The sequence below is a fragment of the Sutcliffiella deserti genome (genome assembly GCF_020037475.1).
Lineage (GTDB): Bacteria > Bacillota > Bacilli > Bacillales > Bacillaceae_I > Sutcliffiella_A > Sutcliffiella_A deserti.
Window position 1 is genome coordinate 449,830 of record NZ_JAIQDB010000002.1, and the last position, 13,766, is coordinate 463,595.

At 39.6% G+C, this 13,766-nt stretch carries 14 protein-coding genes; 12 read left to right on the plus strand and 2 right to left on the minus strand.

The window, feature by feature from the left end; all coding sequences use genetic code 11:
* Nucleotides 1-105 precede the first annotated feature (105 nt).
* Complete coding sequence (locus K9B36_RS07460) at nt 106-867, plus strand: sugar phosphate isomerase/epimerase family protein (RefSeq protein ID WP_223701392.1); 762 nt, start codon at nt 106-108, stop codon at nt 865-867.
* Between the two features lie 43 nt (nt 868-910).
* Here the strand turns inward: K9B36_RS07460 and K9B36_RS07465 are convergent, their stop codons facing one another.
* Nucleotides 911-1,285, minus strand: a complete 375-nt coding sequence (locus K9B36_RS07465; RefSeq protein ID WP_223701393.1) for a PilZ domain-containing protein — start codon at nt 1,283-1,285, stop codon at nt 911-913.
* 218 nt (nt 1,286-1,503) lie between these two features.
* Between K9B36_RS07465 and K9B36_RS07470 the strand changes: the two genes are divergently transcribed.
* From K9B36_RS07470 to K9B36_RS07520, 11 genes are all read left to right on the plus strand, one after another.
* The gene (locus tag K9B36_RS07470) at nt 1,504-1,764 is read left to right on the plus strand and encodes a metal-sensitive transcriptional regulator (protein WP_223701394.1); all 261 of its coding nucleotides are present in this window, start codon (nt 1,504-1,506) and stop codon (nt 1,762-1,764) included.
* A gap of 277 nt (nt 1,765-2,041) precedes the next feature.
* Nucleotides 2,042-2,269 carry a sulfurtransferase TusA family protein gene (locus K9B36_RS07475; protein WP_223701395.1) on the plus strand — a complete coding sequence of 76 codons (228 nt, stop codon included), beginning with the start codon at nt 2,042-2,044 and terminating at the stop codon, nt 2,267-2,269.
* 14 nt (nt 2,270-2,283) lie between these two features.
* Nucleotides 2,284-2,766 (plus strand): DsrE/DsrF/DrsH-like family protein, encoded by a 483-nt coding sequence (locus tag K9B36_RS07480; protein WP_223701586.1) that lies wholly within the window; start codon nt 2,284-2,286, stop codon nt 2,764-2,766.
* 15 nt (nt 2,767-2,781) lie between these two features.
* Entirely contained in the window at nt 2,782-3,138 is a 357-nt protein-coding gene (locus tag K9B36_RS07485; protein WP_223701396.1) for a rhodanese-like domain-containing protein, read from the plus strand.
* A 24-nt stretch (nt 3,139-3,162) separates the two neighbouring features.
* Nucleotides 3,163-3,459, plus strand: a complete 297-nt coding sequence (locus K9B36_RS07490; RefSeq protein WP_223701397.1) for a rhodanese-like domain-containing protein — start codon at nt 3,163-3,165, stop codon at nt 3,457-3,459.
* A 23-nt stretch (nt 3,460-3,482) separates the two neighbouring features.
* Nucleotides 3,483-4,034 carry a sulfurtransferase TusA family protein gene (locus K9B36_RS07495; protein ID WP_223701398.1) on the plus strand — a complete coding sequence of 184 codons (552 nt, stop codon included), beginning with the start codon at nt 3,483-3,485 and terminating at the stop codon, nt 4,032-4,034.
* Nucleotides 4,035-4,073: 39 nt separating this feature from the next.
* Entirely contained in the window at nt 4,074-5,201 is a 1,128-nt protein-coding gene (locus K9B36_RS07500) for an MBL fold metallo-hydrolase (protein WP_223701399.1), read from the plus strand.
* A 100-nt stretch (nt 5,202-5,301) separates the two neighbouring features.
* Nucleotides 5,302-6,084, plus strand: coding sequence for a sulfite exporter TauE/SafE family protein (locus K9B36_RS07505; RefSeq protein ID WP_223701587.1), 783 nt, complete (start codon nt 5,302-5,304; stop codon nt 6,082-6,084).
* A 181-nt stretch (nt 6,085-6,265) separates the two neighbouring features.
* Nucleotides 6,266-6,733, plus strand: a complete 468-nt coding sequence (locus K9B36_RS07510) for a site-2 protease family protein (RefSeq protein WP_223701400.1) — start codon at nt 6,266-6,268, stop codon at nt 6,731-6,733.
* Nucleotides 6,734-6,748: 15 nt separating this feature from the next.
* Nucleotides 6,749-7,507, plus strand: coding sequence for a (S)-benzoin forming benzil reductase (locus K9B36_RS07515; protein ID WP_223701401.1), 759 nt, complete (start codon nt 6,749-6,751; stop codon nt 7,505-7,507).
* A gap of 277 nt (nt 7,508-7,784) precedes the next feature.
* Nucleotides 7,785-12,368 carry a DUF6359 domain-containing protein gene (locus K9B36_RS07520; RefSeq protein WP_223701402.1) on the plus strand — a complete coding sequence of 1,528 codons (4,584 nt, stop codon included), beginning with the start codon at nt 7,785-7,787 and terminating at the stop codon, nt 12,366-12,368.
* A 341-nt stretch (nt 12,369-12,709) separates the two neighbouring features.
* Here the strand turns inward: K9B36_RS07520 and K9B36_RS07525 are convergent, their stop codons facing one another.
* Nucleotides 12,710-13,702, minus strand: a complete 993-nt coding sequence (locus K9B36_RS07525) for an ABC transporter substrate-binding protein (RefSeq protein WP_223701403.1) — start codon at nt 13,700-13,702, stop codon at nt 12,710-12,712.
* Nucleotides 13,703-13,766: the final 64 nt, after the last annotated feature.

Sequence of the window (13,766 nt, forward strand, 5' to 3'; positions counted from 1 at the left end):
TTAATCAAAGGAAGCTTCTTTTGGTTAGCTCTTTTTTGCTAGATTCGTTAAAATGTTACTATAAAAACAAGAATGGCTTATGAAAATATTGGAGGAGTGGTATTCATGAAGCATAAAATTGCAGCACAGCTATACACAGTGCGAGAACTATTAGAGGCGGATTTTCCTGGAGTATTAAAAGAAATTAAAGAAATGGGTTATGCAGCGGTGGAATTAGCAGGAATGCACGGGCATGATCCTAGAGAAATCGCTTCCGTACTAAGGGAATTAGATTTACAAGTTGCGGGAATGCATGTGAGTCTTGAAAGTTTCCGCAAAGAGCTCTCTAGAGTTTTAGAAGAAGCAGAAATTTTTCAAACAAAAAATTTAATCTTACCGTATTTAGAGGAAGAAGATCGAACGGTGGAAAGTTATACTGCTATAAAGGCAGAGTTTAATGCGCTGGCAGAGGAACTAAAAAATCAAGGCTACCGTATATGCTATCATCATCATGATTTTGAATTTGAGACAAAGATTGAAGGAAAGAGCGCCCTGGAATATTTATTGGAGCCTACGCAAGACAATCTTATCTTAGCAGAATTAGACGTGTACTGGTTAGAAAAAAGTGGAAAGGAAATTCTTCCTTTTCTCGAACGTTATGCCAATAGAATACCAAATATTCACTTGAAGGATATGGCAAAGGGTAAGGATAAATCCTTTGCGGAAGTTGGTACAGGGATTATTGCCTTTGAACCTATTTTGCAATGGGGAGAGAAGAACGGGGTGGAATGGTATGTTGTGGAACAAGATATATGTGCAGGAAACCCGCTTGACAGCCTAAGGACTAGTATTAAATATCTGCATTATTTAATTGATCAACAAAACTAAATCTTCAATATAAAAGAGGTTCGTTTCATCGAACCTCTTAAATTTAATCTTGTGAAGACAAGAGGCGATGGTTTTTTTGAAATTCTTTTAGGGCAAAGATAATTTGTTCCTCAAATGCGTCCGAAATCAATGCTACTCCGTAATGATAGGAAGGATAGACTTTCTTTTGCCACATAATATTCCCTATCAATGGTATTTCTCTGCTGCCGATGATAATCTTCATAGAAATTTCGACAAGCTGATTGGAAGGGATGTTCAGGTCACACTGCATCCTTAATCCGCTGGGGCTGATATCTAACACCTGTGCTTCCCCCTCAGAGGAGGCAATGGTCTTTCCATTCATTCTACTTATAAAAAAGACACCTTTCACAGGTATTCCAAATTCATAACGAAACGGCTCATTCCGCTTATACTTCATCTATACTCCTCCATACATATACATAAAACAACCTAATAAAAACAAACTAACAAGATAACTTCGACGTAATTGTTGAAATTCCTGCTGGGGTCTGGCCCCTCAGGAAAGTTTTTTATACAAGAGTTGACAAAATACCTAAGGGGGTATATTATAGGGTACATAGTGATTAGCCGCGGGGCCAGACGCTGCGGTAGATGATGGTTGGAGGTTAGATGTTTATGGAGTATAACAATCAGGTGAAGAACCGTTTGAAGCGAGCGGAAGGACAGATTCGTGGTGTGCTTCATATGATGGAGCAGGGTGAAGATTGCCGTGATGTGGTGATGCAATTGAATGCTGCGAAAACAGCCATTGATCGTGCAATTGGAGTCATCGTTAGCACAAATCTTGAAGAATGCGTCCGTCAGAATGTACTCAATGGAGAAGATACGAGCGATGTTGTGAAACAAGCGGTGGATCTTCTTATCAAAAGCAGATAAATGAAGAGGTTGACAAATTCATAGATGCTTGTTAATATACCGGTATGGGTATATTAACGCTTTGAAAAATACCCACACAGGTATCGAGTGAAAGTATATTTTTTTATTCAATTAAATACCCCTGTAGGTATAAAATGAATCCTGATATTTTTTTAAATAATTTAATACCCTGTAAGGTATATAAAGCAACCAAATTTTTTTACCCAATTATATACCCCTATGGGTATATAAGGTTATAAATAATAATAAAACTAAAACACTCAAGGAGGAAATTAACATGAACGTAAACAAAGTATTAGATGCCAAAGGATTGGCTTGTCCAATGCCATTAGTAAAAACGAAGAAGGCTTTAAACGACCTAAATCCAGGTGAAATATTAGAAGTAATTACAACAGACAAAGGTGCGAAATCAGATCTTACAGCATGGACTAAAGCTACGGGCAATGAACTAATCGACACAAAAGAAGAGCAAGACGTATTTACTTTTTATATAAAAAAAGGTTAAGGGGGAAATGAATGATGACAACAGAAAAAAAGAAAACGACGATCGTATTATTCAGTGGAGATTATGATAAGGCAATGGCTGCTTATATTATCGCAAACGGTGCTGCAGCGTATGATCATGAAGTGACGATCTTCCATACTTTCTGGGGATTGAATGCCTTACGTAAAGAAGAATTAGTTCCGGTGAAGAAGAATTTTATTGAAAAAATGTTTGGAAAAATGATGCCGCGTGGTGCAAATAAGTTACCTTTATCAACGATGAACATGGCCGGAATGGGTCCTAAAATGATTAAAGGCATCATGAAAAAGCATAATGTACAGTCTTTACCAAACTTAATTGAAATGGCAAAAGAGCAGGATATTAAGTTAGTTGGGTGTCAAATGACGGTTGACTTGCTAGGTTTAAAGCATGAAGAAATGCTCGATGGAATTGAGTACGCAGGAGTAGGCGCATATTTAGGCGATGCATCCGAAGGTAATGTTAACTTATTCATATAGGATGTGAAAGTATCGATGGAACTGATTCAATATGTTCTAATTGGCGCAATAATAGTATTTGCCATTTTAAAAATTAAACCGACAGCTGGAGTACGACAGCTTACAACGACAGATTTGAAACAAGAATTAAGCGACAACAGCAAGCAGTTTATTGATGTTCGAACGCCAGGGGAATACAAGGGACGTCATATAAAACAATTCAGGAACTTACCTTTGGCAACGTTACACACAGAGGCGGGTAAGCTTTCAAAGGAAAAAGAGGTCGTTGTTATCTGCCAAAGTGGTATGCGCAGTAATGCTGCCGTTAAGAAATTGAAAAAGCTCGGTTTCACTAAAGTAGCAAACGTGAAGGGCGGCATGAATGCCTGGTAATTGTAGAAGAAGGGGGAATTGGTGATGAAGCAAATCTCAACAAAAGAACTAGAAGCGATGTTAGCGAGTGAGGCTGACGTATCTATTATTGATGTAAGAGAAGCGGAAGAAGTAGCAGAGGGTAAAATTCCGGCAGCAAAGAATATTCCTCTGAGCTTACTCGAATTTCGCACTCAAGATATTAATAGGAAGAAAGAGCATATTATCGTATGTCGCTCTGGTGCGAGAAGCGGTCAAGCAACGATGTTTTTAGAAGAAAAGGGATTCAATGTAACCAATATGGTTGGTGGAATGCTGGAGTGGGAAGGCGAAGTAAAATAATACTGTCAAGGGAGTTGTTATAAATGAAGGTAGATTTAACGCTTGATGCAAAAGGATTAGCTTGCCCGATGCCCATCGTACGTACGAAAAAGTCAATGGAACAGATTGAGGCTGGCGAAGTGCTAGAGGTCATAGCAACAGACAAGGGTTCGAAAGCTGATATAGCTGCATGGGCTGAAAAAGTAGGTCACCAGTATTTAGGTACAAAGGAAGAGGACGATCTTTTAAAGCATTACATCCGAAAAGCACGTTCTGATGAAGAAAAAGCAGAACAAATGCATCCGCACGTAACAAGTAATGAAGAACTACAAGCAAGATTACAGGATGAGGTTACGATAATTGATGTTCGTGAGCCAGCAGAATATGCATTTGGCCACATTCCTGGTGCTATCTCAATTCCACTTGGAGAATTAGAAGAGCATGTAGAAGGTTTGGATAAAACGAGAGAAACGTTTATTGTTTGCCGAACTGGCAGCCGTAGTGATCTTGCTGCACAAAAGTTAACGGAAAAAGGATTTAGCAGTGTATTCAATGTGATTCCTGGGATGTCTCAATGGAACGGTCCGACTGCCTAAATTTTTTTAACTAAAATTATACTATAGGGGGTATTTTACATGTTGAACGCAATGACTGCTAAAGAAATCACGAAGAAAGTTTTAAATAACGACCCATTATTTATTTTAGATGTCCGGAATGAAGATGCATACGCTGATTGGAAGATTGAAGGCGCATCTGTTGAGCATAAAAATATTCCGTATTTTGATTTAATGGAAGGTGTAGAAGAGATTCTTGGGGATATACCTTCCGAAAATGTCCTTGTGGTTTGTGCAAAAGAAGGCTCTTCCATCTTTGTTGGAGAGATGCTAGATGAAGCAGGTGTGAAAAATGTGTCCTATTTACAAGGCGGGATGAAAGCTTGGAGTGAATACCTAGAGCCGGTAAAAGTAGCTGATCTAGCTGATGGCGGTACGTTATATCAATTCGTTCGTATCGGAAAAGGCTGTTTGTCCTACCTTGTTGAGTCGGACGGCGAAGCAATGATTATTGATTCCACACGTATGGTTGATCAGTATATCTCTTTTGTAGAAGCTAACGGGTTAAAGGTAGTGCATGTGGCTGACACACACTTGCATGCCGATCATATTTCAGGCGGCCGTATGCTGCGTGAAGCAACGAATGCTACCTACTGGCTACCACCAAAGGATGCAGAAGAGGTAACCTTTGCTTATGAAAAGCTTGAAGATGGAGTGGAAATTACGGTTGGTTCTACAAAAGTAGCCGTTCAGGCAATCTACTCCCCAGGTCATACCATTGGAAGTACTTCCTTTGTTGTCGACAATCGCTTCTTATTAAGCGGGGACATCTTGTTTGTTGAGTCAATTGGTCGTCCAGATTTAGCTGGAAAAGCAGAGGACTGGGTAGCAGATCTTCGTGAAACACTGTATGCACGTTATAAAGAGCTATCTGATGAATTGATTGTTCTACCAGCACACTTCGGAACAATGTCTGAAGTTGGGGAAGGCGGATTAGTTGCTGCTCGTTTAGGTGACTTGTTCAAGAATAATGCGGGATTAAACATCGAGGACGAAGAAGAGTTCCGTAAGCTAGTATCCGAAAACCTACCGCCCCAACCAAACGCATACCAACAAATCCGTGAAATGAACATGGGTAAAATCAACCCAACAGACGACGAACAACGCGACATGGAAATCGGCCCCAACCGCTGTGCCGTCCACGGATAACAACATTACAAGAGTATGACTGGGAGATTAAATTCCTGTTTGGGGCCAGACCCCGGCAGGAATTTCTTCCTTCATGCCGAACGGAGGAGGGGATTGGATGATGGAGTTTGATTTTATGTGGGTTTTGACGTTGTTTATGATTGGTTTTGTGGGGTCGTTTGTTTCTGGAATGGTCGGGATTGGAGGATCAATCATTAAGTATCCGATGTTATTGTATATCCCGCCATTGCTTGGTTTAACGGCTTTAACAGCTCATGAGGTTTCAGGAGTCAGTGCAGTGCAAGTGTTTTTCGCAACTATCTCAGGAGTTTGGGCATACCGGAAAGGCGGATTTCTTAACAAGGAGCTTATCCTATATATGGGGGTAAGCATTTTAATTGGTAGCTTTATCGGAGGGTATGGATCTCAATTTATGAATGAGGATTCTATTAACCTTGTGTATGGCGTGTTGGCTCTAATTGCTGTTGTGATGATGTTTGTACCCAAAAAGGGTATAGATACTATTCCATTTGATCAAGTAACCTTTAACAAACCGCTTGCAGCTACTTTGGCATTTATCGTAGGTATTGGCTCAGGTATTGTGGGAGCGGCAGGGGCTTTTCTACTTGTACCTATTATGCTGGTTGTGCTTAAAATACCTACGAGAATGACAATAGCTACCTCATTAGCAATTACCTTTATCTCATCAATAGGTAGTACAGTCGGTAAGATTACAACAGGGCAGGTTTTACTGGTCCCAGCGATCGTAATGGTGATTGCCAGTATAATAGCGGCACCAATTGGAGCAAAGCTCGGACAAAAGCTAAACACCAAAGTATTGCAGTGGAGTTTAGCATTGCTGATCTTGGCAACGACCATTAAGATCTGGACAGATATCCTTTAAAATGTGTTTAACCTGTTTAATATTCGGTGTATAGGAAAAAACTCCTGCCGGGGTCTGGCCCCGGCAGGAGTTTTTTTCTCCTTAAAACAGGGATTCTAAATATTCATATAAATTTACCTGTTACCCTATCTGATAGTTTCCATTATGTGTATAATGAAGACAAAAGATTGAAGGGCAAAGGTTGTCATATATTATGTGGGATATATTGTTTTTTTTCTTCATTGTAGTGCCGCTTGTTCACCTTATTCATGAAAGTGGCCATGTTTTAGTAGCGAAGCTTTTTAGGGTCTCTGGCACACAAATTGTTATTGGAGTGGGAAGAAGCATTGGGAACATAACCATCTCTGATACGATAATTAAGTGTAACCTCATTCCGTTCCTGGGTGGATATTCAACAAACGATAAAGAGGGTCATCTTACATATGGGCAGCAGGCATGCATCTCAATAGGTGGTCCAATGCTTAACTTTCTTTCCATAATCGTCGTACTTCCTTTTTTAAATGTTTTTACCCACTTTCTAATAGATTTTTTTATATATTTTAGCTTATGGATCGGTATTGTAAACCTTATTCCTTTTAAAGTAGGGGATAAAAAGTCAGATGGCTGGCAAATTGCCGCTTCGGTTATTAAACTAGTAAGAAGAAATTAGATTAGGAGTGTGAGTATGAAATATTTTATTATAACGGGAGCTTCTAAAGGGTTAGGCGAAGCTACTGTCAAACAATTATTAAAGGAAAATCATCATGTGGTTTGTATTGCACGCAGTGAGAACAAAGAACTGGAGGCAGAAGCAGCAAGAAGAGGTGGAGAAATTACCTTTCTGCAAGAGGACTTGAGCAAGCATGAACGAGTGACAGGAATAGTACAATATCTTTTAGCGAAGATTGAAAATGATGAGAATGTCGAAGAGCTTTATTTTATCAACAATGCAGGAATGGTAGATCCGATAAAGCCTGCGGGGAAGGCCGATGAGCAACTTATTACAACGAGCATTCATTTAAACTTATTAGCCCCTATGCTGATTACCAATGAGTTTCTTCGCCTAACAGAAGAGTGGGCGTGCAAGAAGGTCATTGTCAATATTAGCTCGGGTGCAGCAAATCGACCGATCTATGGGTGGAGTACATATGGCACCACAAAAGCAGGCCTTGATATGTTTACCAAATCTGTCGGTCATGAGCAAACAACAGCGAACCACCCTACAATGGTTCTCTCTTTCTCTCCAGGAGTAATGGATACAGAAATGCAAGGGAAAATTCGACAATCAGATAAAGCGGACTTCACGAATGTCGATGTTTTTCAAAATTATTATGAAAATGGAGAACTGCGGTCACCAGAATTTGTAGCCGAAAAATTGCTAGAGTTGATTTTAACTGATCGAATTGAGAATGGCAGAGTTTATGATATTAAAGAGTTTGTTTAAAAGAAGGCCCCCAATCGAGGGTCTTTTTTTTATGAAAACCTCACAACAACATTTTCCTGTTTTCAACAGAGTATTACAAATTATATAAAAAATATGAAAAAAAGTAGAAACTTACCTTTACTTATACGCTCACATTCAAGCATAATATAAGTGGAATTGTTCGACTATAGCGAATTTTTACAATTACTTTACAGTCTAACAACAATGCATTTACAAAATTCGCGTATATTTGATAAGTGCAGGACATGTTCCAAACAATTTTAAGGGGGAATTAAGAATGAGGCAAAGCAATAAGAGATTCATGATGATTCTATTAGCTTTTACTTTAGTATTCTCAAATCTACTAGCTACAGCTAATATTCCGACAGCTGCTGCTGAAGAGCAATCTTCTGCTATCAGTGTGGCGGAGGCTATAGCAAATAATAGCGGTACGGCAACCGTGGAAGGGTATATAGTGGGGACAGTAGGGAAGTATGAAGGTCCGTTCACTGTAAAAACCAACTTAGAAATTGCTGACTCTCCGGATGAGACTGACCCAAATAAAATTTTGCCAGTCCAAATTCCGAATACTAATATAAGAGCAGAAATGAACTTAGTGGATAATCCAGAAAATCTGCATGCGAAAGTTCACATTACGGGATCCCTAGAAACATACTTCAGTCGACCAGGGCTGAAGAACTCTAATACATTCACCATCATCGAAGGCGGGACAGAACCTGAACCTCAACCAGAACCAGAACTTATTACTATAGAAGCAGCAAGACAACAGAGTGTTGGAGCAGAAGTAATCGTTGAAGGTGTTGTTACGGCAGACAACTCAGCAATCGGTGGTGGAAAGCTTTCAACATACATACAAGATGAAACCGCTGGTATTAACGTTTTTGCCAATTCAATCGGCTCACATCCGGATTTAAAAGAAGGGCAAAAAATTGAAATCAGAGGGAAAATTGCTGTATACAATGGCTTACTCGAAGTAATGCCAAATACAGGCGGCATTACAATTAAAGGGGAAAATCAAGCGTTACCAGAACCAAAGTCTATTACTATAGAAGGTCTACAATCTGCAACTATTGCAGAACCTCTTGAAGGACAACTTGTCACAGTAACCGGCTATGTATCCAACAAACCTTCTTCTCCAGCAGGTGGCGGATATAATGTAACATTGACAGATAGTGATTTTAATTCAACAACGTTACGCGTTATGGAAGGTACTAATTCGATTGATGCATTGGAAACTGGTAAGTGGTATGAGATTACCGCTATACTTAGCCAGTACAACACGTATCAAATCTTGCCAAGAAAAGCGTCCGATATTGTTTTAGCCACAGAGCAGCCGGAGCCTCCTTCTGCAGCGGGTGAATATCCTGCAATTGTGGAAAGAGTAACAGATGGTGACACAATTCGTATTACAACACCTTTATTTGGTTCTCAGAGCGTCCGTTACGTAAACATCGATACACCTGAAACCTATCACAGTATTAAAGATAGTGAAGGTCTTGATCAAAACCAAATGGACCATGGAAAAAGAGCGACAGAATATATGCAAACCCTATTAAAAGCAGGCGATGAAGTTATCTTGAAAGTGGGAGAAGAGCCTACCGATAATTATGGTAGATTACTAGCCCAAGTATTACGTAAAGAAGATAGATTAAACACGAACCTTGAAATGGTAAAAGAAGGTTTTGCTGTTACGTACTTTATCTGGCCAGTAGGAGATGAAGGGGAATATAACGAGTTCCAGGCAGCGGTTAAATCTGCTAAAGATGCTGGCAAAGGAATCTGGAATGAAGCAGATCCATTATTGGAACTTCCGACTTTCTTCCGTGCCCGTTATGAAGGAAATGCTTTAAACAAACCTGTAGGAAATTCAGATACAAAGCAATACGTAGAACCAACTGCTTGGGAAGACGTTCCTGTGGAAAAACGAGTATTTTTCTGGAATGAAGCAGAAGCGTTAGCTGCAGGATATACACCTGTAGAAGACAGTGGCGAAGAGCCTATCCCTGGTGATTTGGTATCTGTACAATTGCTAGGACTAAATGACCTTCACGGCAAAATCGATCAAACTTATGACCTTTCTAGAGATTTTGGAATAGCTGCTGCAGGTCGTATGGACTATGTTGCAACCTATTTAAAAGACCGTAGATTAGCAAATCCAAATACCCTTATCGTCCATGCAGGGGACATGATTGGTGGAAGTTCCCCTGTTGCTGCACTACTCCAGGATGAGCCTGTTGTTGAAATCATGAATGAAATCGGTTTTGATATTGGTACAGTCGGAAATCATGAATTTGATGAAGGAACGGCAGAATTCTTACGTATGGTAAATGGCGGAGATCATCCAAATGGTACGGAAAACTACCAAGGAATGAACTTCCCGAACGTTTGTGCAAACTGCGTCTATAAAGAATCGGGAGAAACAATCTTACCTCCTTTTGAAATTCTAGAAGTCGGCGGAGAAGAAATTGGATTTATTGGTGTAAACACAACAGCTACTTTAAACATGGTTATGCCAGAAGTTATTAAAGACATTACTTTTACAAATGAAGTTGCTGCAGTAAATAAAGCAACAGAAGAACTAAAAGCACAAGGTGTTAAAGCGATTGTCGTTCTGGCGCATATGCCTGCATCTCAATCAGGTGAAACAGCAACAGGTGATGCTGCAAACCTTGCTAATAATGTAGATGATGAAGTAGATATCATTTTTGCTGCTCACAACCATGAAATTGTGGATGCAATAGTTGATGGTAAATTAATCGTACAAGCATTAGATTATGGAAAAGCTTTTTCTTCTGTTGACATTGAGATTGATCCTGCTACAGGTGACATAGTAACAAAAGAAGCGGAAATCGTATTTGTTGACCAAAGCAAAGTGGATCCAGATCCTGCTGTATCTGCAATTCTAGAAAAATATGAAAATAGAATTGCACCAATTTTAAATGAAGTCATTGGATATGCTGCTACAGCTATTGAAGGCGGATACTCCACGATGGGGGAAATTGGTGATAATGCACTTGGTAACCTACTTGCTGATGGCATGAACGCAGCAATGGGCAGTGACTTTGCCTTAATGAACGGCGGGGGGATCCGTGATAACTTAAATCAAGGTGAAATTACTTGGGGTGAGCTATTTAATATCCAGCCATTTAACAATGTATTGATGACTGTGGACATTAAGGGTGCAGATCTATTTACGATCATGAATGCACAACTACAGGCTCCATATGGTCCGGATTATAGTATTGGCGGATTTAAGTACACTTGGGACTCTTCTACTTTCAAAGTAGTGGACATTATGTTACCAGATGGAACTCCAATTGATAAAGATGCAACGTATAAACTGACAGTAAACAATTTCATGGGAACTTCTACAGGAAGCAAGTACCGTCCAATCGGCGAACTTGGTAAAAATCCTGTAACAGGTCCTGAAGATTTAGAAGCGACAGTAGAATTCATTAAAAGCTTTAACATGGATCCAATCAATTATGAAGCAGAAGGACGCATTTCTGAAATTCAAACTGAACCTGGTGATGAACTTGGAACAGTAACAATTGCAGAAGCAAGAGCTGCAGCAAAGGGAACAGAAGTTACGATTGAAGGTGTAGTTACAACTACTTCAGGAGCTTTTGGATCTAAAGGATTCTATGTACAAGATGAAACAGCAGGTACGTATGTATTCCAGAATAGCGAAGATGTAGTGCCAGGTGATGTTGTTAAAATCACTGGTGTGGTAGGGGAGTATAATGGAGAATTCCAAATAACTTCTTTAACATCTTTCGAAAAGGCGGGTACAGAAGAAGTACCAGTACCATTAAAAGTATTAGTAGAAGAAGTAAATTCATCTAATGAAGGTCAACTTGTTAGAGTTGAAGGTGTAGAAATATCAGACCTGACAAGCGTTAATAGTTTTGGAACTTTTGAATTTGTAGCAAGTAAAGATGGTGAATCTGTGGTGGTTCGAGTGGATAACCGTACAGGTCTAAACTTTGAAAACTTTGCATTTGAAAATGGAGACATTGTTTCTATAACTGGGGTATCTAGTATCTTTAATGATGTTATTCAACTTAAGCCACGTGGTATGGCTGATATTGTTGAATACGTGGAAGACTCTACTATCACTTCCAATAACTTTGAAAACTTCTTAACAGAAGCCGGTGATATTCTCATCGAACTAGTGGAAGAGGAAGAAGGATTCTCCATCTCTACCGAAGCATTACAATTAATGGTTGAATTGAATCCTGAAGCAATGATTCTGATTGAAAAAGGCGATGTATTCCTTTCTATCCCACTCGCTTCTCTTACTCTGGATCAGGAATTGACTTTCTGGGTGGAAGATGTAACGGCATGGTTTGAAGACTCTATTAGCGGTGTTTACGATTTAACCATTGTAAAAGAAAATGGAGACACCATTTCCGAGTTTGAGGTACCTGTTACCATAACTTTTGCGGTTGATCCTGAATTAGTCGAGAACAAGGAAAACATTACAGTCCTATATTTAAACGAAGAAGACGAATATGAAATCGTAGAATCGGCTTTGGAAGAATACGAGGGTATGTACTTTGTTTCTACTGATCTTTACCACTTTAGTATCTACGGTGTATTCGAACTGGAGGAGGTCGAAGATGGCAATCCGATCACTCCAATCCCTCCAGTAGTGGATGAGGAAGATAAGAAAGAAGACAAAGAAGACAAAGAAGACAAAGAAGAAAAAGAGACTGTAAAAGAAGATAAAAAGACTGATAAAGGTAACAAACTTCCAAATACAGCAACATCCACTTATTCCTTTATGTTAATGGGAGCAATTTTATTAATTGCTGGTGCTGCAGGAGTAGTGTTGTTTAGAAGAAGAAAGATCGCTTAATTGAGTAGAGACAGGGTTTTGTGCCCTGTCTCTTTTTTTGTGTGCTGGGGTTTTTTAGCTCATTACATTCTGGTTTAGGGTAATAGCGCTTAAGACCGGGCACAGACCCCTTTGGTGGTGAGTGGTGGAGTTGGTGAGGAGCGCTTAGTTTGAAGGTTGTGGATAAATATGGTAATCGGGGTCTGGCCCCAGAGGAGGGTGTTTGTCTTTGGGGGAAGGATCGATGATTTTGGCGGGTTGTACTTTGTTTGGGGAAGTAATGAGTGAGCGGTGGAAATAGTGGGAGCTTTTTTAACATGTATAAAAAAAGACAGCCTTGGCTGTCTTTTTCTCTTTTGCTCCTATTCTTCGTTTACAACATACTCTTCAATGTCATCTAACATTAAGTTAGCAGCAAGGACGCCGCCAGCTGTGTTCCAGATTGCGTCACTTACTCCGTATACGTTACCGGATTTTGCAACTTCAAGGTTTTGGAACAGTGGGTCTTCTAACCATTCTTCTTGAAGTGCTGTTGCATCTCCTTCACCTGTTTCGAAAGAGAAGTAGAAAAGGATGTCTCCGTCCATTGCTGGGATTCTTTCTTTTGTAGCATTCATTTCAGCAAAATCATCAACGTCTTGAGATTCAGGTCTTGCAAAGCCCAGTTGCTCTAAAATTACGCCGGAGAAGGAATCTTTATGGTAAATTCGAACATCTCCTGCTGTGAATCGGATAATGGAAACTTCTTGCTCTAATTTGTCGCCAAGCTCTTCACTCATGCTTGCTACACGTGCATCATAGTCGTCCATTACTTTTTGTCCTTCTTCTTCTTTATTTAATGCTTTTGCATATAATTTAAAGTTTTCTTTCCAGTCACCTTTTAGTGTTTCTGCAAATACAGTTGGTGCGATAGCATTAAGCTGCTCGTACACATCTTCTTGTCGCAGTTTATTTCCGATGATTAAGTCAGGATCTAAGGCAGCAATTGCTTCTAAATTAACAGCACTTTCTGTACCTACTACTTCGACGCCTTCCATTTCACTAGCAATATGATCATACCAAGTATCGCCTAACCAGGATTGAACAGCTCCAACCGGTTTTACCCCCATTGCAAGTAAAGCTTCGGTACCTTCATTAGTAAGTATTACCACTTTTTGAGGAGTGCCTTCGAGTTCAGCAGTACCCATTGCATGTTCTACTGTATAGGATGTTTCTTCCGTTGGTGTTTCTCCGTTATCTTCCGCATCGCTTGCATTGTTACTAGTATTACCGTTGTTGCTAGCACAACCCGCTAATACTAGAGAAGTGATGATTGATAATAAAAATAAAGTAAACATTCTTTTGTTCTTTAACATATATGTAGCCCCCATCAATTCTTGATAATGATTTTCAATCACAATTAAGATAGTATCTCGATTA